A 21,179-nucleotide genomic window follows, 5' to 3' on the forward strand; every position below is an offset into this window, starting at 1 on the left:
GCGCCGCGCGGTATCGGCCCGCGGGCGCCGCTTTTCAGGGCATGCCGTGATAATTTCGACAAGATGTCCCTGCTCGGATGAGCGGCCCGGCCGATCGAATGCTGGGAGCATCAGGAGTCATCATGTCGAATCGCCTTGCCTTCGCTTTGGCCGGAACCGTCCTCGTCAGCGCTGCCGCGCTGTTTTCCGCCTCCGCGATGGCCCAGCAGAACCTAGCCGGCCCGCAGCCCGCGCCGCGCATCAGTGTGACCGGCGAGGGAGAGGTTGCTGTCGCGCCCGACATGGCGATCCTCAACCTGAGCGTGCTGCGCGAGGGCGAGACGGCGCGTGCCGCGCTGACCGCCAATAATGACGCGATGAAGCAGGTGCTGGCGGCGCTCAAGGAAGCCGGGGTTGCCGAACGCGACTTGCAGACCTCTGGCCTGAGCATCCAGCCGCGCTTCGCCCAGCCCGGCAAGGAGCGCAATGTCGAGCCGAAGATCAACGGCTACACCGTCAGCAACGGCGTGACGGTCCGTGTCCGCAAGCTCGCGGATGCCGGCGCCATTCTCGACAAGGCGGTCAGCCTCGGAGTCAACCAGGGTGGCGGCATCGTCTTCGTCAAGGACGACCTCAAGCCGACCCTGACGGAGGCACGCAAGCTCGCGGTCGCCGATGCCATCGCCCGGGCCAAGACCCTGGCCGAGGCCGCCGATATCAAGCTCGGCAAGATCCTGGCGATCGAGGAGCAGTCGAACCTGCCGCGTCCGATGCCTTATGGCGGGCCGATGCGGATGGCGGCGAGCGACGCTTCGGTTCCGCTGGCGAGCGGCGAGAACACCTATCGCACGCAGGTCAACGTGGTCTTCGAGATCGCGAACTGACCCCGGGCAGCCGGCCGGGCTTGTCTGCCGGCCGCTGCCGAACTCTGGAGCCGGCCTGCTGCGGCAGGCTGGCGACGACGACGCCGCACAGGACGACAAGCCCGGGCAGCAGCAGGTCCATCGGCGGCAGCTCCGCCAGGACCAGATAGGCCGCCAGAGTGATCAATGGCACGCGCAGCGTGTCCGCGCTGCAAAGCTGGAGCGGCGTAGCGTGGCGCGAGGCATTGGCCAGCGCTGCCTGCGAGACGAAACCGCCGACGATCAGCGCCAGAACCGCTCCGCCGATCACGGCAAGCTCGGGCGCCGGAAAGGCGAGGCGGTAAGGCTGCGGGGGCGGCGACCACTGCTCCGGCACGGCAAACCAGAGCAGCAGGTAGAGCGGCAGCTGGATCGCATGCATCAGCACCACGATGGACAATGTGCTGCGATGCATGGCCAGGCCGGCCAGCATGAGATTGGTCGTCGTCAGGACGGCGACCGCGCCGACCGCGATCGCGATATCGCTGTTGGGCACGGCGTTCAGCTTGAGGAGCAGCAGGCCGATGCCGATCGCGAGAAGCGCCAGGCCGAGCGCGGGGACGGCGCCGGGCCTCCGGCGCAACGTCAGGAACAGCAGGATCGCAGCGACAAGCGGGCCGGTGAACTCGATGGTGGTGACCAGCGTCAGCGGCAGATGCGACAGGCTCCAGATCAGCGCCAGCGAGCCGACAAGATGCAGCACGCTGCGGATGATGTCGTCGCGCAGCCTCGTGGGCAGGAAGCTCCGCAGACGCCCGGCGCCGCTCGCCCAGACGATGGAGCTGGCAATGGCGAGGCTGCCGATCGAGCGCAGCAGGCCGATTTCGATGATGGTGAGATAGCCCGCCAGGAGGCGGATCGAGAGGGCGATGGCGAGATAGGAAGCGAGATAGGCGCTCATCCACCCGAGGAACGCCGGAAACTGTCGGCCTGTCCGGTCCAGGGAATGCCCGAAAGCATGCGGTCCAGTATGGCCATCCGTGTCGGCACCGAGAGCTGAACCTGGCGGAAATAGCCTGCGTTCGGAAGGCTGTCGCATGAGGTGTCGAGCTCCGAGAAGCGCGGAAGGGGGTTGAGGATCAGCGTGTCTGACCGGGCATCCAGGATTTTGCGTGCGGTGAGGGTGAAGGGTTCGCTTTCCTTTTCCTTGTCGACGGCCTCGTTGCCGAGCGCGGCATGCGCGAACCTGCTCATGTCCTGCATCTGGATGCTGAGAACGTCGTGGTCGAGCGTGTGCCGGATGTCGTGGACGACGGCGACGGTGCTGCCAAGATCGGCGAGGACGGCCATGGCCTCGCGCATCACCGGGTTGATCGGCACGTCGGGCAGGCAGCACAGCGTGAAGCGCTTCGGCGGGCAGAGCCTGAGCATCTTGACGAAGGAGACGGCGAAGCGCGCCCGCGTGTCGCTTGAAAGGGCGATGCTGAGGGTCTCGATTTCACCGCGCATCTGCCGGATGGCGAAGATGTCGATCAGGGCCTGGGTCGGGTGTTCGTCGGCGCCGTTGCCGGCGTTGATGACCGGCAGATAGCTCAGCCGTCCGACGCGGTAGGGCATGTCTTCCATATGCGAGCGGACCACGATCAGATCGCTGTAGAGCTCGACGGTATGGATGTGGTCCTCGATGGACTCGCCCGTCGCGCTGCCGATGCGGCTGCGGTCGGTGTCGTAGGCATCGATCGACTGGTGGCCGAGCCGGGCGGCCGCGGCCTGGAAGCCGAGCCGCGTGCGCGTGCTGCGCTGGTCGAACAGCGTCGCGATCACCTTCGGCCGCCGGCGCGGCGCAGGCGGCTGCTCGGGAAGGGGAAGCCCGGCTTTCTCCATGTCTTCCTCGCGCAGATACCGCTCGGCCCGTTCGATGATGTCGTCGAGGTCGAAGCGCGAAACGGCATCGGCGCTCAGCAGATCCTTCCCGCTCGGATAGTTCGGGCGCTGCATCCAAGGCCTCCGGCTCGCGCGGGCGTCTGCAGCCGGAGCGTTTCAGGCAACTTGGCTGAAGCGATCCGACTTGCGCCAGCCGGAGCGCGGGCGTGCCGCCCTCGTCCGTCCCGTCGCTACACGAGTGCCGATCATGGGCAGCAATTCCTCCGCTGTCATCGGCCGAGCGAAAACAAAACCCTGAATGCCATGAACTGCGTGCTTTTTAATGATCTCGAGCTGCTCCCGCGTTTCCACGCCCTCGACGATCAGGCGCAGCTCGAGGTCGTGGGCGAGCTGGGTAATGACATTCATCAGCGAATCGGCCTTGCGCGAGGTCCCCACCTCCTGGGTGAAGGCCTGGTCGATCTTGATCGTGTCGATCGGCAGATGCGCGAGATAGCTCAGCGAGGAGTACCCTGTGCCGAAATCGTCGAGCGCGATGCGCACGCCGAGCGCACGCAACGCGACCAGGCGCGAGACGACATGGTCGGGATCGTCGATCAGCGAGCTCTCGGTGATCTCGATCGTCAGCCGCTCCGGCTCGATGCCGCTCATCCGGATCAGCGCCTCGACCGTGCCGACGAGGTCATGGCCGTGGTCGAACTGGCGCGCCGAGACATTGACGCTGACGCCGACATGGGTGGGCCATGTCAGTGCGGTCCGGATCGCCTCTCCCAGTGCCCAGGAACCCAGCACGGTGATGAGCCCGGTCCGCTCGGCCAGGGGGATGAAGACCTTCGGGTTCACCATGCCGCGGCGCGGATGGTTCCAGCGCAGGAGAGCCTCGGCCAGCGTCGCCGTGCCCGAGCGCGGGTTGTAGATCGGCTGGAAATACAGCTCGAACTCGCCGCGGCGCAGCCCCTCGCGCAGTTCGGTTTCGAGCGCCAGGGTGTCCTCGTGGTCGTCGCGAATGGCGGAGGTATACAGGACGAAGCGGTTCCGTCCGTCGAGCTTGGCGCGATAGAGCGCGATGTCGACGCATTTCAGCGCCTCTTCGATCGAGGGGGCGCAGCCGGCCGGCGCGATTCCCATGCTCGCAGTGGCGATGACATGCCGCCCGCCGATGATGCGCTGGCTCGCCAGCAACATGACGAGACGGGCCGCGAGCGCAGACGCCTGCTCGGCATTGCGGGTGGTGGCGACCATGAACTCGTCGCCGCCGGTCCGGGCGGCGATGTCGCCGGCGTCGACTTCCGTGATCAGCGTCTCGCTGACCGCTTTCAGCAGCGCATCGCCGACATCGTGGCCGAGGCTGTCGTTGATGCCCTTGAACCGGTCGATGTCGATCGAGATCAGCGTCACCGGCCGGCCTGCGGCCGACATGGCCCGGATCTCGCGCATGAAGCCGCGGCGATTGTAGAGGCTGGTGATCGTGTCGTTGACGGCGAGATGCTCCAGCTCCCGCATCGAGCGCAGGCGCGCCAGGAAGATCTGGTGGATCACCTGCGCGCTGGAAAAGGTCAGCACGGCGGTCAGCGCCACCGACAGCGCGATGACGAGATAGGCGGGGTCTCGCGTCCAGAGCAGAGCCAGCGTGAACGGTGCCGCGGCGGCCAGGACCTGCACCCGCGTGATCATCGGACGCGAGCTGTTGCGACCAGATATGCCCGCGAGATAGCCGATCGTCTGAGCGACCGCGAGCACGACGACGGGTTCGTAGGTGTAGCGCAGGATTGCGTAGGAGCCGAAGGCGGCGATCAGCACGGCCGTCGACCAGGCTCCCGCCATGGCGAGATTTTCGATCCGGCTGATGTCGTTCGCGGTGGCGGAAGGGAGGCGGATGGATTTGTAGTGACGATGCGAGGCGTAACGAAAGCCGCCGATCGCGATCATGCCGGCGGCCATCGCATAGAAGAGCGGGTCGTTGCCTGTCAGCAGTCCGGCCGCGATCATGACCGCGGTTACGGTCACGGTGCCGATGAGGATCGTGCCGGGCGTCGCATAAAGTGCGGCCACCAGTTCCGATTTCATCGTCATGTCGTTTTCGTGAACATCAACGATCATGAGGAGCACCCTGTCGTCGGGTCTGGATTGACCCGACGAACGCTCCATTCTCGATAAAAATCTATTAAGGAACGGTATGTGGAAGCTGTAGTTTCGCCGGCAATTTGTGTGAGTTTTTCCTAGTATTTCAGAGTTTTGCTGCGAGCCGGTACTTCATGAAACCTTCCGGCGCTTCGCCTGCGGGGGCGGCCTTCAGGCTGGCCGGCAACTTGTCGGCCGCTGCCGGCGAGGTGACGAAAGTGACGTTGATGCCCGGGGGCAACGGCGCAAGCGACCAGTTGCCGTCCGCCTTCGGCTCGATCGCCTTCTGGCCGACGATGTGACGGACGATGACGTCGCGGTTGAGGTCGGGTGCTTCCAGCACGATCGTCGTCCGCGTGCCCGGAAAATTGCCGCCGCCAGAGGCGCGGTAATTGTTGGTGACGACGAGGAAATTGGCCTGCTCGTCGATCGGCTGCCCTTCGAAGGAAAGATCGCGGATGCGGTGCGCTTCAGGGGCGACGAGCTTGCCGTCGCCGTCGTAGCGTGAGGCCTGGGTGACGTCGATCCGGTAGCTCACCCCGTCGATGACGTCGAAGTTGAAGGCCGGGAAGCCCTGGTTGATCAGCGGCTGCTCTTCGGTTTTCGCCAGATCGATGCGGTTGAAGATTCCGGCCGAGCGCTCCAGCCATTCCCGGATTTCCGCACCGGTGACTTTCACGATCTGCACGGTGTTCGGGTAGAGATAGATGTCCGCGATGTTCTTCAGTGCCAGCGGCCCGGCCGGGATATCGGTGTAGAAGGACGGGCCGGCGCGCCCGCCGGATTTGAACGGCGCTGCCGCCGAAAGGATCGGCAGATCCTTCCAGCGCGTCTGCGCCATCAGCGGCTTGGCATAGGCGATCTGCGCCTCCGAGACGATCTGGATCGAAGGATCGTCCGTCACCAGCGCGAAATAGGAGTTGATCGGCGATGCCGTGCTGCCGACCGGTTCGCGCATATAGGTCAGCGTCGCCTCGTGGTCGGCCTTCACGGCGGCGAGGATCGCCGGCTCGGCCGCAGCTTTCGGCACGATCTTGCGATCGGGCGTGCGCTCGTAGATCGGTTTGGCCTCGACCTTGAAATCGGCGATGCGCCAGCGCTCGCCGCGCTTTTCCAGCTCCAGATCGACGATGCCGAGATGTGAGCCCCAGAAGCCGGGCTGGCAGGCCGGCTTGCCATTGAGCGCACCCTTGACGTTGTCGACGCCTGGGATGCCGTCGAAGGCCTTGCCGCCGGGAAAGACCAGATGCTGATGGCCGGTCAGGATGACGTCGATCCCCTCGATCTTCGAGAGATGCAGCGCCGCGTTCTCCTCCATGCCGCGCCGATCACCCCCGGCGATGCCGGAATGGCAGAGCGCGATGATGAGATCGGGCTGGGCATCGAGCAGGTCCGGCAAGTGCTTCTCGGCCGCGTCGACGATGTCGGTCGCGACGAGCTTGCCGTCGATGTTCGCCTTGTCCCACTGCATGATCTGCGGCGGCACGAAGCCGATCACGCCGATCTGGAGGACATGTCGTTTCCCGGCCTCGTCCTCGAAGCTCTGCTCGAACAGCCGCCAGGCATCGACCAGCGCGCCGCCGCCGACGCGTTCGACATTGGCGCAGACCAGCGGGAACTCCGCCTTGGCGAGGCCGTGGTCGAGGAATTCGAGCCCGTAGTTGAACTCGTGATTGCCCAGCGTGCCGCAGAGATAGGGCAGGGCGTTCATGGCCGCGAACATCGGATGGGTCTCGCCGGCCTTCAGCCCCTTCTTGTACGCGATGTAGTCGCCCAGCGAGGAGCCTTGCAGGAAGTCGCCATTGTCGAACAGCAGGCTGTTCTTCGCCTCGCCCTGCGCCGTCTTGATCAGGCTCGCGGTCTTGGCGAGGCCGACCGTGTCGTCGGACGTGTCGCGGAAATAGTCGTATGGCACGACGTTGACGTGGAGGTCGGTGGTTTCGAGCACGCGCAGCTTCAGCCGTGCCGGCGCCTGGGCCGCTGCAGGGAGGGCGGCGCTGGCGGCCATGACGGCTCCGGCCTTCAGCGTCTCGCGCCGGTTGAGATGATGACCCCGCGCCCGATGACCGTGTGCCATGTTCAGCTCCAGCTTTGCGCACCGGAGCAGGACGGTAGCATTGCGGCGAGCCCATGACAGGGGAAAGATGAGTCAACCGTGACTCTTTCAGACCATGATGAACGAGGCTCTGCGATGATCCTGATCGGCCAGTACGACTCGCCCTTCGTGCGCCGGGTCGGCATCGCGCTGGCGCTCTACGGCCTGGCTTTCGCGCACCGCCCCTGGTCGATCTTCGGCGACGGCGAGCACGTCCGGGCCTTCAACCCGTTGATGCGGGTGCCGACGCTGGTGCTCGACGACGGCGAAGTCCTGTTCGACAGCTTCAGCATGATCGATTGTCTCGACGATCTCGTTGGCGAGGAACGCGCGCTCTGTCCGCGCACCGGCCCGATGCGTCGCCATGTTCTTGCCGTCGCCGCACTCGCCATGGGCGCAGCGGAGAAGGCCGTCAGCCTGTTCTATGAGTTGCGGCTTCACAAGGAGGTGTCCGCCGTCTGGGCGGAGCGCTGCAGCAGCCAGATTCTCTCGACGCTCGCCGCCCTCGAACGCGACCGCGCCGCCCGGACGAGCCCCTATTGGTTCGGCGATACGATCAGTCACGCCGACATCGCTGCGGCTGTAGCGCTGCGTTTCATCAGGGAGGCACATCCGGGTCTGGTCGCCGAGGCGGACATCCCGGCGCTGGCAGCGCATGCTGCTGCACTCGAAGCGCTGCCCGTCTTCCACGAGATCTCGCAGCCCTTCGTCGCCCCGGCTTGATGCCGCCGCCTCAGGCGCGGTTTGCAGCCACAGTGACCGCGAATTCCGTTCGCAGCGCGGCATCGTGCTCGCCGAGCGCGGGCACCGGCCGCATCGTAACGCGCTGGCCGTCGACGATGACTGGCGGCGCCAGCACCTCGATCGGCCCCCGCGGTGTCGGTACGGGCAGGGCGGTGGCGGCCGGGTGGTCGATCAGATCGCCGACCGTCGAGACCGTGCCATAGGCGATGGAATGACGATCGAGCGCCGCGGTGACCTCCGTGAAGCGGCGCTGGCCAAGCCGCGCCTGCACCGCGCTGTCGAGCGCGGCACGGGCCGCCACGCGCAGCACATTTGAAGCATAGCGCGGATCATCAGCCAGTTCCGGGCTCTCCAGCACCTCGCGGGCGAAGACCTGCCACTCCCGCTCGCTCTGGATCGAGACCAGCACCTCGCCATCGAGCAGCCTGAACACGCCATAGGGCGCGATCGAGGGATGGGCGAGGCCGATGCGTGCCGGCTCGACGCCGCCATGCCGACGGGTGATGTAGGGCACGTTCATCAGCTCGGCGAGCGTGTCGAACAGCGAGAGCGCGATCGCCGAGCCTTCGCCGGTGCGCGCCCGCCGCAGCAGAGCCTCCAGGATCGCGGCATAGGCGGCTTGACCGGTGGCGACATCCGCGATCGAGACGCCGATGCGGGAGGGGCCGGAATCAGCTGTGCCTGTGATGGCCGCCAGGCCGGATTCGGCCTGGATCAGCAGGTCATAGGCCTTGCGTCGATAATGCGGCGTGCCGGGCGCATAGCCGGAGATGTCGCAGGTGATGAGGCGCTGATGGCGCTGCCGCAGCGTCGCGCTGCCCAGGCCGAGGCGCCCGGCCGCGCCCGGCGCGAGGTTCTGGATGAAGACATCGGCCGAAGCGATCATCGCCTCGACGAGAGCCAGGTCCTCCGGCCGGCGCAGATCGACGCGGCAGGATTCCTTGCCGCGATTGATCCAGACGAAATAGGACGACTGCCCCTTGGCGAAGCCGTCATAGCCGCGTGCGAAATCGCCTTCCGGCCGCTCGAGCTTGATCACGCGCGCACCGGCATCGGCGAGTTTGCAGGTGGCCGTGGGTGCGGCCACGGCCTGCTCCAGCGCGACAACGACGATTCCTTCAAGCGCCCCAGTCATTGGCGGTCCAGATCCTCTCCTGTAATCCTGTCTTCAGCAAAACGGGGCCGCGTCGTGCCTGTCAAACGGGCGCTGTCCCGCCGGCCCTGCGCCTGTTGCGGGGCGCCACGGCCTGCCGCCAGCTTGCGCCGAGGTCCGCCAGCCGGCAGCCTGCCGCGCGATTCCGCCGGGGCCGCGCCACCGGCCAGAGCGATCGGAGCCAACATGAATCAACATTTCATCAACGGCCGCTATGTGCCTGGCCAGACAGGCGAAACCATCGCCAAGCTCAACCCCGCCACCGGTGAGGAATTCGCCCGCATCGCCTGTGGCAACGCTGCCGACATCGACGTCGCGGTCAAGGCCGCCCGCGCCGCCTTCGACGGTGCCTGGGGTAGACTGACGGCGGCCGAGCGCGGGCGCCTGATCGCCAGGCTCGCGCTCAAGGTCCAGGATCACCACGACGAACTCGCCAGGCTCGAAGCGCGCGATACCGGCAAGCCGATGGGGCAGGCCCGCGCCGATATGGACGCCACCGCCCGCTATTTCGAGTTCTATGGCGGCGCGGCCGACAAGGTGCACGGCCAAATCATCCCATTTCTTAACGGCTACAGCGTCAGCGTGATCCACGAGCCGCATGGCGTCACCGGCCATATCCTGCCCTGGAACTACCCGGCACAGATGTTCGGCCGCTCGCTCACCGCCTCGCTCGCCATGGGCAACGCCGTGGTGCTGAAGCCGGCCGAGGATGCCAGCGCCACCGCCTTCCGCCTTGCCGAGCTCGCCAGCGAGGTCGGCTTCCCCGATGGCGCGATCAATATTGTCGCTGGGCGCGGCCATGAGGCGGGCGCGGCGCTCTCCTCGCATCAGGGCATCGGCTTCATGTCCTTCACCGGCTCACCCGAGGTCGGCAAGATGGTGCAGCACGCCTGCGCCGAGCATCTCATTCCCTGCACGCTGGAACTTGGCGGCAAGTCGCCGCAGATCGTCTTCGAGGATGCCGATCTCGATGCGCTCGTGCCCATCGCCTGCAAGGCGATCGTCCAGAACACCGGGCAGACCTGCTCGGCCGGCAGCCGCCTGCTCGTCCAGAAGAGCATCTATGACGATGTCGTCTCGGCCGTCGCCAAGGAGTTCTCCAAGCTGCAGGCCGGCACGCCGGAGATGGATCTCGATTGCGGCCCGGTGATCAACGCCAAGCAGCGCGGTCGCGTGCAGAGCTTCATCGACCAGACCCGCGAAGCGGGTATCCCGGTGATCGCGCAGGGCCAGATCGCCCAGGGCGTGCCGAATGGCGGCTTCTACGTCACGCCGACGCTGTTCGGCCCCGTGCCGCGCGGCAACCGGCTGGAGCAGGAGGAGGTCTTCGGCCCCGTCCTCGCCGCCTTCCCCTTCGAGGACGAGGACGACGCGATCAAGGCCGCCAACGGCACCGATTATGGCCTCGTCGCCGCCGTCTGGACCAAGGACGGCGGGCGCCAGCAGCGCGTCTCGAAGCGCGTGCGCGCCGGCCAGGTCTTCATCAACGGCTATGGCGCCGGCGGCGGCATCGAACTGCCCTTCGGCGGCACCGGCAAGAGCGGTCACGGCCGCGAGAAGGGCTTCATCGCGCTGGAAGAGTTCGCGGTGACCAAGACGATCGTGCACAAGCACGGTTGAGGGCAGGAGGGTCTTCACCGCTCCACCCTGTCATCCCGGATAAGCCGCGTCCGCGGCGCCGACCCGGGATTCATGCCTGAACCTTCTTCGGAAGCGCTCAGGCATGGATCCCGGGTCTCCCTCCGGTCGCCCGGGATGACGGCGTGAACGGAAGGACCGGACTACATCCTGACGATGTGCCGGATCGTGCGGCCTTCGTTCAGTGCGTCGAAGCCCTCGTTGATCTCGTCGAGGCTGCCCGAGCTGGTCCAGAGCTTGTCCACGGCGAGCCGTCCGCGCTGGTAGAGCTCGACGAAGCGCGGGATGTCGCGCGAGGGCACGCAGGAGCCGACATAGGAGCCCTTCAGCGTCCGCTCCTCGGCGACGAGCCTCACCGGCGAAAGCGAGAGCGTATGGGCGGGATTGGCGAGGCCTGCCGTCGTCGTCGTGCCGCCACGCCGGGTGATCTGGTAGGCGAGGTCGAGCGCCTTGACCGAACCGGCCATCTCCAGCCCGTGATCGACGCCACCCTTCGTCGCCTGCTTGATCGCCTCGATGACGTCGGGAGTGCCGGCGTTGAAGACATCGGTCGCGCCCAGCGCCTGCGCCAGTTCGAGTTTGTCGTCGGCGAGGTCGACGGCGATCACGCGCGAGGCGCCGCAGGCGATCGCGCCGAGCAGTGCCGAAAGCCCGACGCCGCCGAGCCCGACCACCGCAACCGTTTCGCCGGCCTTGATCCGAGCGGTGTTCACCGCCGCGCCGACGCCGGTCAGCACGGCGCAGCCGAATAGCGCCGCGATCTCGTGGGGGATATCGGCTTCGATCTTGACCAGCGAGCGGCGCGAGATGACGGCGTGCTCGGCGAAGGCGGAGACGCCGATATGATGGTGCACCGGATGGCCGTCGATGGAGAGCCTGCGCCCGCCGCCGAGCATCTCGCCACGCCCATTGGCGGCGTTGCCGGGTTCGCACAGGGCAGGGCGCCCTTCGGCACAGGGCGCGCAATGGCCGCAGGACGGCACGAACACCATCACCACCCGGTCGCCGGGCTTGAGATCATCGACGCCTTCGCCGGTTTCGATGACTTCGCCCGCCGCCTCATGGCCGAGCACCATCGGCACCGGGCGAGGGCGGTTGCCGTCGATGACCGAAAGGTCGGAATGGCAAAGCCCGGCGGCCCGTACCCTGACCAGCACCTCGTCACGGCCGGGCGGAGCGAGGTCGAGTTCTTCGATCCGGAGTGGGCGGCTCTGAGCGTACGGCGCAGCGACCGGGCTTGCGTTCAGGACGGCGGCGCGAATCTTCATGGGGCTTGAGGCTCCGGTCTCGTGGTCCGGCGCCATCCCGACAGGTGAGGGCGCCGCTGTCAAAGCGGAATGGCTAGCCCTCTTCCGTCATTCCGGGCGGAGCGAAGCGGAGACCCGGAATCCATCGTAGAGCGCACCGCCCTTTGATGGATTCCGGATCGGCGCCGCTTCGCGGCTTGTCCGGAATGACGACGGAGGTTTTATCAGGCGGCGTCGGTCAGCGTGCCGCCGAGGAAGAGCTGGCCGATGCGCGGATCGGCCAGGATGTCCGCTGCCGGTCCCTGCATGCGGGTGCGGCCGAGTTCGAGCACCAGCCCCTCATCGGAAATCTCCAGCGCCGAGCGGGCGTTCTGCTCGACCATCAGGATCGAGACGCCTTTGGCGCGCAGGTCCTGCAGGATACCGAAGGTCTCCTGCACCAGCAGCGGCGAAAGCCCGATCGAAGGCTCATCGATCAGCACGAGCCTGGGATCGAGCAGGAGCCCGCGCACGATCTCGAGCTGCTTCTGCTCGCCGCCCGACAGCGTCGAGGCCTGCGCGTCGGCCTTCCGCCGCAGCGCGGGAAAACGGTCGAGCGCCGCTTCGATCCGCTGCGGCATGTCGGTGATGCCGGAGCCGGCGGCGACCGTACCGAGCTCGATATTGTGGCGCACGGACAGCTCGGGGAAGATGTTGCGCCCCTGCGGGACATAGCAGATGCCGGCTTCGAGCAGCTTGCGCTGGCTCCAGCCGTTGATGTCCTGCCCGTCGAAGCGGATGCGGCCCTCGCGCAGCTTGAGCAGCCCGAATATCGCCTTGAACACGGTCGATTTGCCGGCGCCGTTTGGTCCGATGACGGTGGTGATAGCGCCGCGCTTCACGGCGAAGCTGGTGCCGTTCAGGATGGTCATGGCGCCGTAGCCGCCGACCACGCCGTCGAGTTCGAGGATGGGGGTGGTCATTCCTTGCTCCGTCCTGCCGTCATGCTCGGGCTAGACCCGAGCATCTCTTGCCGGAGATTCTCGGGTCTGCGCTGCGCTCCGCCCGAGAATGACGCATGTTTCAATGCCCGAGATAGGCTTCGATCACCGCCGGATCGGCACGAACCTCCGCGGGCGTGCCCTCGGCCAGCACCTTGCCCTCGGCCAGCACGATCACGCGCGAGCACAGGCTCATCACGAAATCCATGTTGTGCTCGATGACGACGAAGGTCGCGCCCTGCTCGGCATTGATGGCGCGGAGCCGCTCCTTCAGGTCACCCAGCATGGTCAGGTTGACGCCGCCCGCAGGCTCGTCGAGCAGCACGAGGCGCGGCCCGGCCATGAACGCCATCGCCGCATCCAGCAGCTTCTGCTGGCCATAGGACAGCCCGCCCGCCTTGGCATCGGCGAGATGGCCGAGCTTGAAGAAGCCGATCATCTGCTCGGCCTTCTCGGACAGTCCCGCATCGCGCGCGCCGAACAGGCGGCCGAGCATCGAGCCCTGGTGCTCCTGGCCTGCGAGGATGAGGTTCTCTCGCACCGACAGTTCGGGGAAGACCTGCAGCAACTGGAAGGTGCGGCTGACGCCGAGCCGGTTGAGATCGGACGGGCGCATATTGGTCACGTCGAGCCCGTCGAGCTTCACCGCGCCTTGCGTCGGTTCGAGCTGGCCGAGAATGCAGTTGAACAGGGTCGACTTGCCGCAGCCATTCGGCCCGATGATGCCGAGGATCTCGCCCTCGTTCACCGAGAACGAGACGCCGTTGACAGCCTTGATGCCGCCGAAAGCCTTGTGCAGGTCGTGGACTTCGAGGACCGGGTTCATCGCGCGCCTCCTGACTTCCGCCGGAAGGCATTCCAGCCGCGCTCGAACAGCCCGCTGACGCCCTGCGGGCAGACGATCAGCAGCGCCAGCACGATCGTCGCGAAGATGATGAGGTAGAGCGAGCCGGCGAAGCGCAGCCATTCCGGCAGCACGACACCGAGCAGCGCGCCGATGAAGGGGCCGAAGAGGTAGCCGGCACCACCCGCCACCACCATCAGCAGCAGGAACAGGCTCTGCGACAGCGAGAACGGGGAGGGGTCGATGAACTCGACCAGCGGCGCATAGAGCGAGCCGGCAAAGCCGCCATAGGCCGAGCCGATCGCGAAGGCGAGCAGCGTATAGGCGCGCGTGTCGATGCCGAGGCTTGCGGCCCGGACCGGGTTCTCGCGCAGCGCCGTGAAGGCGCGTCCCCAAGGTGAGCGGATCAGCCACCACAGCGCCAGCGACAGGATCAACGTGACGACGACGACGAAACGGTGGAATTCAAGTGCGCCGAACAGCTTGATGCCCAGGAAGTCGGGCCGGTTGATATTGGAGATGCCGAAGACGCCGCCGGTCAGCCATTGCTCGTTGCGCAGGACGAGCCAGATCAGCGTCGAGAAGGCGAGCGTCACGAAGGCAAGGTAATGCGTCCGCACGCGCAGGGCCGGAAAGCCGAGCAGGATGCCCACGGCGAAGGTCAGCAGGCCCGAGAGGCCGAAAGCGGCATACCAGCTCACCCCGTATTTCGTGGTCAGGATCGCGGTGGTGTAGGCGCCGAGCCCCATGAAGGCCGCCTGCGCCAGCGAGGTCTGGCCGGCATAGCCGAGCGTCAGGTTGAGCCCCATCACGCCGATGCTCATGACGAGCCAGAGCGAGAGGACATAGGTTCCGTAGCGGCCCATCCCCACTGGCGCGAACCAGAGGATGACGGCGCCGAGCACGAGCGCGATGAGCGCGGCGTCGATCCGGCGGGCCGGGCGGCGCGGGGCTGCGGAATTTTGCACGGCAGGGGCGCTCATACGCGGCGCTCCTCCTTGCGGCCCATCAGACCTTCCGGCTTGATCAGGATGATGGCAACGAGGAGCACCAACGGCACGGCGAGCCGGTACTGCGACGAGACATAGGCCGCGGCAAGCGAGTCTGCGACGCCGATCAGCAAACCGCCGACCAGCGCGCCGCGCACCTGGTTGAAGCCGCCGACGATGGCCGCGATGAAGGCGAAGAGGCCGATGGTCTCGCCGTTGGAGAACTTCGCCAGGTAGATCGGCGAGATCAGCAGTGAAGCCACGACGGCAAGCGCCGCATTGAGCAGGAAGGTGAGCAGCACCATCCGCTCCACGGGGATGCCGAGGATGCGCGCGACGGTCGGGTTCTGCGCTGTCGCCTGCATCTGCCGGCCGAGCTTCGTCCCGCCGACGAACCATTGCAGCAGGCCGATGGCCGCGAAGGCGACGATGATGATCGCGAGATGCTGTAGCGAGATCGATGCGCCCAGCAGGGTGATCATGTCGGTCGGCACCAGCGAGGGAAAGCTCTGCGCTTCCGCCGAGAAGCCGTCCTTGGCGCCTTCCTTCATGATGATCGACAGCGCCATGGTGGCGATGGCGAGCGGCAGCACGCCATGCTTGATCATCGGGTCGACCACGACGAGCTTGAAGCCGGCGCCGAAGACCAGCAGAAAGACCGCGATGCCGAGGAGGCCGCCAGCCCAAAGCGGCAGGCCGAAGAGCTTGACCGCGAGCAGGAACAGCACCGCCGGCAGCATGACGAACTCGCCTTGGGCGAAGTTGATCGTCTGCGAGGTCTGCCAGACCAGCGTGAAGCCGATCGCGGCGAGCGCATAGATCGCGCCCGTGGCGATGCCGGCGATGAGATAGGCGATGAATTCGGCCATGGCTGAACTTCATGTAGGACTGGCTGCGTCATGGCCGGGCTTGACCCGGCCATCTCGGAAACCAGCCTTCTCGTCATGAGATTCCCGGGTCGACGCTTCGCGCCGCCCGGGAATGACGTCTGATCGTTACGGCTTGATCTTCGGCAGGGTGGTGTTGATCACCTGCTTGCCGTTGACGACTTCGGCGAGGAAGCTCTCGCGGTCGAGGTCGCCGTTCTGCTCGATGACCGTATCCATCAGGATGCCCGGCTCCTCGCTCGCCTTGATGGTCGCGCCGCGCAGCGTGTCGGCGAGGCCCTTCTTGTCGAGCTTCTTCTGCTTCTCGGTCGCCCATTTCACCATGAAGACGGCCATGTAGCCCTTCACGCCGTTATGGTCGGAAGCGAAGCCGTATTTCTCGCGGTAGCGCTTGCCGAATTCCTGCAGCGCCGGGATCGGCGCGTCGGTCGAGAGGCCGACATGACCCTTGGCGCCGTTGGCGGCGTCGCCCGCGAGCTCCAGCACCTTGGCGCCGAGCAGGGTGGTCTCGCCGATCATCGGCTTGGTGATGCCCTGCTGCTTGGCGGCGCGTAGGAAGCGGGCGCTCTCCTCCTCGTTCAGATAGACGAAGACGGCATCGGCATTGGCGTTCTTTACCTTGATCGCGTCGGCGGTGAAATCGGCCTGGCCCTGCTCGGTCGAGACGTCGACGGCGACCTTGATGCCGGCCTTTTCCAGCTCGGGCAGGATGGTGTCGCGCCCGCCCTTGCCGAAGTCGTTGTTGACCCAGACCACGGCGATGGAGCCCGCCTTCAGCGTCTCCTTCATGTATTTGGCGATCTTCGGCATCGCAGCCGCCTGGCTGATCGAAGTGCGGAAGATGTAGGGGTTGCCCTGGCGGGTGAAGCCGGCCGCCTCGCCGCCGACGATCTGGGCGACCTCGGCGCGCTGCGAGATCTGCATGGAGGCGCCGATCGGGCCGGAGAAGATCGGGCCGAGGATGGCGTAGGCGCCTTCGTCGATGCCGCGCTGCACGGCGGCGCGTGTGTTCCCCGGATTGGTCTGCGTGTCGTAATGGACGATCTCGACCTGCTTGCCGAGGATGCCGCCCTTGGCGTTGATGTCGGCGGCGGCGAGGTCTGCGCCGTTCTTCCAGTTGGTGCCGGCGGCGGCGCCGGCGCCCGAGAGCTCGATCACGTCGACGAGCTTGACCTTGTCCTGCGCCTGCGCGGGCAGGCTGAGGGCGGCGCCGAGCGCGGCGGCCATGACCCAAAGCGATTTCATTCCCTGACTCCTCCCAGACCGTTTTCTTGTTTGCCCGCCTCGCGCTGTCTGGCGAAAGCGGGAATGCAGGCATGCGCGGACGTTGCCGCAGCGACCGTCTGCTTCTTGCGCGGCTTTGGGGCGGGATGTCCAGAGGATACAGGGCCTCCATTGCGAGGCTCTGCAATGGCTGAGGATTTCGCCGACTTGCGGGGGTGATGATGGCAGTTGGTGTTCGGCCTTCGTAGCGAGCTGCTGAGAGGTGTCGATAGCCCGCCGCGGCTGCTTGAAACGCCGTCTTTGATGCACGCTTGCAGGGTCTCCTGGACCGGCAAAGGGTTGCCGCAGCGGTTCCGGCAGTATTGGGCTTGCCTAGACCATGTGACGCTCGTCACAGACGTTGATCGCGCAAACCCGCACCAAGACCGGCCCAAGGCCGATCAAGGTCGTGACTTCATCAGTGGGAGCGCAAGATGCACTCGCCGAACCGCGGATTTCTTCACTCCATCGAACGGCTCTGGGTCGGTCTGGCGATCGGGCAGATTCTGCGTGAAGACTACCTCTACGAGGTTCACGGGCCCTTTGTGGCTGTCGCCTCGGTGCCGCCCGCACGGTCCGTCTTCAAGCGGCTGACGGACAGGCTTTCAGCCTCGATGCGTGGAGTTGCACACTGGAGCCGTCTGCGTCGCGGCACCATGATGTAGCTGTTGAAAGGCACAGCTCCCGGCAATCCCGAACCTCGGAAAGGCTCAGAACAACTCCCTCGTGCCGCCGGGTATTTCGATCTTCGCGGAATAGCGAGGAACGCTTCCCTCGACGATGGCCGGCGGGCGGTCGAGAACCAGCGTCCGATAGAATTCACGGATTGCGGCCGCGTCGGGGTGCTCGAGCGTGAACGAACTGAGCCTTGCGCCCAGATCCGCCATCGTCGCCATCGAGCGCGGCTTGCCGCGCCTGTCGATGATGGATGGGGCTGCGCCGCCGAGAGGCAGGGAGCCGTCCTCCGGAATCGAAAAGTCCATCGACGGATCGGTCCAGGGCAAAGAAACCTTCTGTCCGAAGATACTCTCGCACCCGGCCAGAACGGTATCGATCGCATCCGTCCTGGCGACCCAGCCTCGCAGGCGGCGGCCCGCATCCCAGTGAGCCCTGACGGACGCCCGATCGTCCAGGCCGAACCAGCGCGCCCGGCCCGGCCTTTCGGCGTCGGGATCTACCGCCACGATCTCCAGATAGACCGTATCGCCGAGCTGAAGCAGGTGATTGTACGTGCCCATATAGCCGTGGCGCTGTCCGAACGGCACATCGAGATCGAGGCATGCCCGGACATGCGAAACCCCCTCCGCCAGGGTCGGGGCGATGACGGAGAGATGGTCGAGCTTGAGCATGGCGTTCGGAGAGGTCGAGGTCAGCGCGTCGCGGTGCCCGTACAGTTCATGAAAGCCATATGCGCTGGTGTCCCCACCTTGGCCGAGCGCCAGCGCATGCGGCCCGGCTTATGCGGATCGGGCGAAACGTAACCACCATTGTCCAGCGCGCAGCTGCAAGCCCGCACATTCCCCATGCCTCGGCACTCGGATCGTATCCCAGCCGACTCGGTCGGCCCCGCGGCCATAGCGCCAAGAAAGGCGATCCCCCAAAACCAGTTGTTCTTCATGCTGTTCCCCCAACATGCCGCAGCCCAGCGTTCCACGCCGCTGCATCGAAGTCCATGGGTGGGGCAGCTTCGCGCTCGCAGAAGTTGCAAGATTCTCGACTAGGGCGAGCGCGGCAGATCCCGGGATTTCTGGTCGAGCTCCTGGAACACCGGCAAGGACCGTTCCGCGAAGGTCTTCAGCTCCGGGTCGTCTCCCGCGCTGGCATAACGCTGCATCAGCTCTGCCGCCTGACGATGGGCGTCGCGCTGGGCGTCGACATAGGCCCGGTCGAAATCGGCGCCCTGCTTGTCGGCGAGGTCCCGCAGCAGGTCGAGGTGCTTGCCGTCGGGCCGGTCGGGCAGGGCGATGTCGGAGCGCTTGGCGATGATGCGGCGCAGGCTGCTCGTCGCTGCCGCATGCTCGTCGGCGAGGCGATGGGCGAAGTCCTTGATGGCCGGAGACGTGGTCTTGTGCAGCGCCAGCGTCGCCGATTCGACGCCGAACATGTTGGCGACGGCGGTCTGGCTGACGAAATCCTGAGCGGGGACGGGCGCCTGCGCCTGAGCGCTGGCGGCGACGAACAGCGCAAGCGCGGCGAAGCCGTGCACCAGCGCTCTTCGGAAGCGGGGGTGATTTCGGGTCATGTTCGGGCAACCGGAAAACGGCCGGGAGGTTCCATCCGCATGGCCGAGGCTCGGCTGCGCGCCTTGTCGCACCCGGAGCGCTGCGCTAGCAGAGGCGTGGCGCTCCGCCTTGTTCGGATGCAGAGGGAATTCCATGCCGACCACCGTCGAGACCGTGCGCGATGCGCTCGTGCAGGCCCGCCGCGACCGTTCCCTGATCGAAACGGCGAGCCTGCCGGTGCCCGAGTCGATCGCGGACGGGCTGGCGACACAGGCTGCCGTCGGCCGCGCACTCGATTTGCCCGAGGCCGGCTGGAAGGTCGGCATCGCCGAGGACGGCACGCCGATCGCAGGCCTGATGCCCGGCCCTTATCTCGCTTCCGGCGATGTCTACGAGGGTGCGATCGGCGCGGAACTGCGCATCGAGATCGAGCTCGCGCTCCGGCTGTCGCGCGACGTCCCCTTCCGCCCGGCGCAGCCCTATTCGCGCGCCGAGCTGCTCGCCTGCTGCGACAAGGCCTATCTCGGCATCGAGATCGTCGAGAGCCGCCTCGCCAACTGGCACGGCAAGGTCGCGTTTCCGCTCTGGCTTGCCGATGCGCTCGGCCATGGCGGCTACATCCTCGGCTCGGAGATCGACATCAAGACGCTCGACGATCTCAGCGAGCTCGGCTGCTTCATCTCGCTCAACGGCGTGACGATCTACGATCAGCCCGCCGTCCACGGCAACGGCGATCCGATGGTGCCGTTCCTGGCCTGGGCCAATCGCAAGCACGACAATCTCGGCAGCCTGAGCGCGGGCCAGATCATCACCACCGGCAGCCTCTGCGGCGGCGTGCTCTCGCCCGGCAAGGGCGAGGTCGTGACGAAGCTATCGCCGCTGGCGACGGTCGCGCTGACGCTTCGGTAAAGCGGCCGAACCCCGGATCGCGCGCCGCTTCGTTTTTCGCAGCGGGGCGCTAGCTGGCCTGTTGTTGCGGCGTGGCCTGGTTTCCGACAACCCGGTCGCGCCCCTGCCGCTTGGCCTCGTAGAGATGCGCGTCGGCATGGGCGACGAGGCCGCGGATGTCCTTGGCGTCATCGGGAAACGTCGCGACGCCGATGCTGACTGTCGGGGCGGCCGCGAACTCCTGCGCCAGCGTGCCGTGTACGGCAAGCCGCATGCGATCGGCTGAAGCGAGCGCCGCGTCATGGGGCATGTTCTCGCACAGCACGACGAACTCCTCGCCGCCATAGCGGAAGATGCGATCGTCGCTGCGGATTTCCGCGCGCAGGCACTCGACGACCCGCCGCAGCACCTCGTCGCCGGTGACGTGCCCGTAGCGGTCATTGATGCTCTTGAAGTGGTCGACATCGAGGATCGCGAGGCTGATCGGCCGTTTCGTCGCGGTGCTCCGCGCGAGAATGGCCTGGCCGAGGGTCTCGAACCGCTCCCTGGTCAGGGCGCCGGTCAGCGCGTCCTGGCCGCTCTTGCCGAGCAGCTCCTCGTATTTGTGTCGGTAGGTCAGCTTGTGGAACACATCCGAGAGCGGCTGGGGCGCGAGTTCCGATGTCCTGCGCTCGAACAGGTTGAGGTAGAGGCCCATGAGCGCGGCATAGGTGGCGGCCGCGCCCATCTTCGCCACCCAGCCGCCGAAAAGCGCGCTCAGCGGCGTGCCGGTCACCAGATGCAGCCCGATGAAGAAGCCGACCTGATCGAAGGTCAGGATGACCGCCAGGCTGATACAGGCGCGCAGGACGAGCGAACGCGGGAGCAGGAGGCGCAGCTTCTCGTAGAGCAGGATCAGCGCGATGGAATCGATGAAGAGCAGCGTCGTGCCCCACACCATCAGCGCGCCCATCTGGTCGATCAGCACGAGATCGGGGTTGTAGCCGGGCAGGGTGACGGGCGCGCCGTAGAGCCTGAGCGTCGCCACCAGCGCGACCATCAGAAAGTTGCCGATCAGCAGCCCGTAGATCGGCTGCCGGACCGTCTCGGCGTCTTCGCGGATGTAGAACAGCAGGATGATCGCGAGCTTGCCCGAGAACAGCACGGTCGAACCCGGCGAGAGCAGGCCGAAGGGCAATTCGATGAAGAAGACCGCAGCCAGATAGGTCTCGAGGAAGTGCATCACGCCGAGCGCGCAGAGGAAAGCGCCGAGCCCCATGAGGTGGCGCAGCCGGAACAGCATGGCCATGACGCCGAAATAGATCAGGGCTTGCGTGAGCAGCAGGATGGTGCCGGACATGGGGGCGTCTTAGCTCAAATCGTTCTAACGAGGGGTCAACATCATCTTGTCCTGCCCGGTTGGC

Annotated in this window: 19 protein-coding genes; 5 read left to right on the top strand and 14 right to left on the bottom strand. The window is 66.2% G+C overall.

Translation table 11 applies throughout. The features are described from left to right. Nucleotides 1-122: 122 nt before the first annotated feature. Nucleotides 123-863, top strand: coding sequence for an SIMPL domain-containing protein (locus AC1DVA_RS20150; protein ID WP_476807035.1), 741 nt, complete (start codon nt 123-125; stop codon nt 861-863). Here the strand turns inward: AC1DVA_RS20150 and AC1DVA_RS20155 are convergent. The 4 genes from AC1DVA_RS20155 to AC1DVA_RS20170 form a co-directional block, all read right to left on the bottom strand. Then, nucleotides 835-1,782: a hypothetical protein gene (locus AC1DVA_RS20155; protein ID WP_265052755.1), complete on the bottom strand. Its 948-nt coding sequence runs from the start codon at nt 1,780-1,782 to the stop codon at nt 835-837. The genes AC1DVA_RS20150 and AC1DVA_RS20155 overlap by 29 nt on opposite strands. Then, nucleotides 1,779-2,819, bottom strand: a complete 1,041-nt coding sequence (locus tag AC1DVA_RS20160) for an aspartate carbamoyltransferase (protein WP_476807036.1) — start codon at nt 2,817-2,819, stop codon at nt 1,779-1,781. The genes AC1DVA_RS20155 and AC1DVA_RS20160 overlap by 4 nt, the downstream gene beginning before the upstream one ends. Before the next feature lie 42 nt (nt 2,820-2,861). Then, a complete protein-coding gene (locus tag AC1DVA_RS20165; protein ID WP_476807037.1) occupies nt 2,862-4,778 on the bottom strand; it encodes a putative bifunctional diguanylate cyclase/phosphodiesterase in 1,917 nt (638 codons plus the stop codon). A gap of 154 nt (nt 4,779-4,932) precedes the next feature. After that, nucleotides 4,933-6,903: a bifunctional 2',3'-cyclic-nucleotide 2'-phosphodiesterase/3'-nucleotidase gene (locus AC1DVA_RS20170; RefSeq protein WP_476807038.1), complete on the bottom strand. Its 1,971-nt coding sequence runs from the start codon at nt 6,901-6,903 to the stop codon at nt 4,933-4,935. Nucleotides 6,904-7,017: 114 nt separating this feature from the next. Here AC1DVA_RS20170 and AC1DVA_RS20175 point away from each other — a divergent pair, with 114 nt between their 5' ends. After that, nucleotides 7,018-7,644: a glutathione S-transferase family protein gene (locus tag AC1DVA_RS20175; protein WP_476807039.1), complete on the top strand. Its 627-nt coding sequence runs from the start codon at nt 7,018-7,020 to the stop codon at nt 7,642-7,644. A gap of 10 nt (nt 7,645-7,654) precedes the next feature. Here AC1DVA_RS20175 and AC1DVA_RS20180 read toward each other — a convergent pair whose 3' ends face one another. Continuing rightward, a complete protein-coding gene (locus AC1DVA_RS20180) occupies nt 7,655-8,800 on the bottom strand; it encodes a CaiB/BaiF CoA transferase family protein (RefSeq protein WP_265052760.1) in 1,146 nt (381 codons plus the stop codon). A 204-nt stretch (nt 8,801-9,004) separates the two neighbouring features. On the opposite strand from AC1DVA_RS20180, the gene AC1DVA_RS20185 reads away from it, so the two are divergent. Further along, nucleotides 9,005-10,438 carry an aldehyde dehydrogenase family protein gene (locus AC1DVA_RS20185; protein ID WP_265052761.1) on the top strand — a complete coding sequence of 478 codons (1,434 nt, stop codon included), beginning with the start codon at nt 9,005-9,007 and terminating at the stop codon, nt 10,436-10,438. 161 nt (nt 10,439-10,599) lie between these two features. Here AC1DVA_RS20185 and AC1DVA_RS20190 read toward each other — a convergent pair whose 3' ends face one another. From AC1DVA_RS20190 to AC1DVA_RS20215, 6 genes are all read right to left on the bottom strand, one after another. After that, nucleotides 10,600-11,724, bottom strand: coding sequence for a zinc-dependent alcohol dehydrogenase family protein (locus AC1DVA_RS20190; protein ID WP_265052762.1), 1,125 nt, complete (start codon nt 11,722-11,724; stop codon nt 10,600-10,602). Nucleotides 11,725-11,927: 203 nt separating this feature from the next. Beyond that, nucleotides 11,928-12,665: an ABC transporter ATP-binding protein gene (locus tag AC1DVA_RS20195; protein WP_265052763.1), complete on the bottom strand. Its 738-nt coding sequence runs from the start codon at nt 12,663-12,665 to the stop codon at nt 11,928-11,930. A gap of 100 nt (nt 12,666-12,765) precedes the next feature. After that, nucleotides 12,766-13,509: an ABC transporter ATP-binding protein gene (locus AC1DVA_RS20200; protein ID WP_265052764.1), complete on the bottom strand. Its 744-nt coding sequence runs from the start codon at nt 13,507-13,509 to the stop codon at nt 12,766-12,768. Further along, nucleotides 13,506-14,510 carry a branched-chain amino acid ABC transporter permease gene (locus tag AC1DVA_RS20205; protein WP_476807040.1) on the bottom strand — a complete coding sequence of 335 codons (1,005 nt, stop codon included), beginning with the start codon at nt 14,508-14,510 and terminating at the stop codon, nt 13,506-13,508. Before AC1DVA_RS20205 ends, AC1DVA_RS20200 begins: the two co-directional genes overlap by 4 nt. Then, complete coding sequence (locus tag AC1DVA_RS20210; RefSeq protein WP_476807041.1) at nt 14,507-15,385, bottom strand: branched-chain amino acid ABC transporter permease; 879 nt, start codon at nt 15,383-15,385, stop codon at nt 14,507-14,509. Before AC1DVA_RS20210 ends, AC1DVA_RS20205 begins: the two co-directional genes overlap by 4 nt. A gap of 126 nt (nt 15,386-15,511) precedes the next feature. Beyond that, the gene (locus tag AC1DVA_RS20215; protein ID WP_265052767.1) at nt 15,512-16,648 is read right to left on the bottom strand and encodes an ABC transporter substrate-binding protein; all 1,137 of its coding nucleotides are present in this window, start codon (nt 16,646-16,648) and stop codon (nt 15,512-15,514) included. A gap of 452 nt (nt 16,649-17,100) precedes the next feature. Here AC1DVA_RS20215 and AC1DVA_RS20220 point away from each other — a divergent pair, with 452 nt between their 5' ends. Continuing rightward, nucleotides 17,101-17,331 (top strand): hypothetical protein, encoded by a 231-nt coding sequence (locus AC1DVA_RS20220; RefSeq protein WP_476807042.1) that lies wholly within the window; start codon nt 17,101-17,103, stop codon nt 17,329-17,331. A gap of 45 nt (nt 17,332-17,376) precedes the next feature. On the opposite strand, the gene AC1DVA_RS20225 is transcribed toward AC1DVA_RS20220, so the two are convergent. Together AC1DVA_RS20225 and AC1DVA_RS20230 are read right to left on the bottom strand one after the other, a co-directional pair. Continuing rightward, a complete protein-coding gene (locus tag AC1DVA_RS20225; RefSeq protein ID WP_476807043.1) occupies nt 17,377-18,015 on the bottom strand; it encodes a VOC family protein in 639 nt (212 codons plus the stop codon). A gap of 368 nt (nt 18,016-18,383) precedes the next feature. Continuing rightward, entirely contained in the window at nt 18,384-18,908 is a 525-nt protein-coding gene (locus AC1DVA_RS20230) for a DUF4142 domain-containing protein (RefSeq protein ID WP_476807044.1), read from the bottom strand. 133 nt (nt 18,909-19,041) lie between these two features. Between AC1DVA_RS20230 and AC1DVA_RS20235 the strand changes: the two genes are divergently transcribed. Then, nucleotides 19,042-19,797, top strand: a complete 756-nt coding sequence (locus tag AC1DVA_RS20235; protein WP_476807045.1) for a hypothetical protein — start codon at nt 19,042-19,044, stop codon at nt 19,795-19,797. 49 nt (nt 19,798-19,846) lie between these two features. On the opposite strand, the gene AC1DVA_RS20240 is transcribed toward AC1DVA_RS20235, so the two are convergent. Beyond that, entirely contained in the window at nt 19,847-21,115 is a 1,269-nt protein-coding gene (locus AC1DVA_RS20240; protein ID WP_476807046.1) for a GGDEF domain-containing protein, read from the bottom strand. Nucleotides 21,116-21,179: the final 64 nt, after the last annotated feature.

The organism is Allobosea sp. P4_C6 (genome assembly GCF_056402015.1).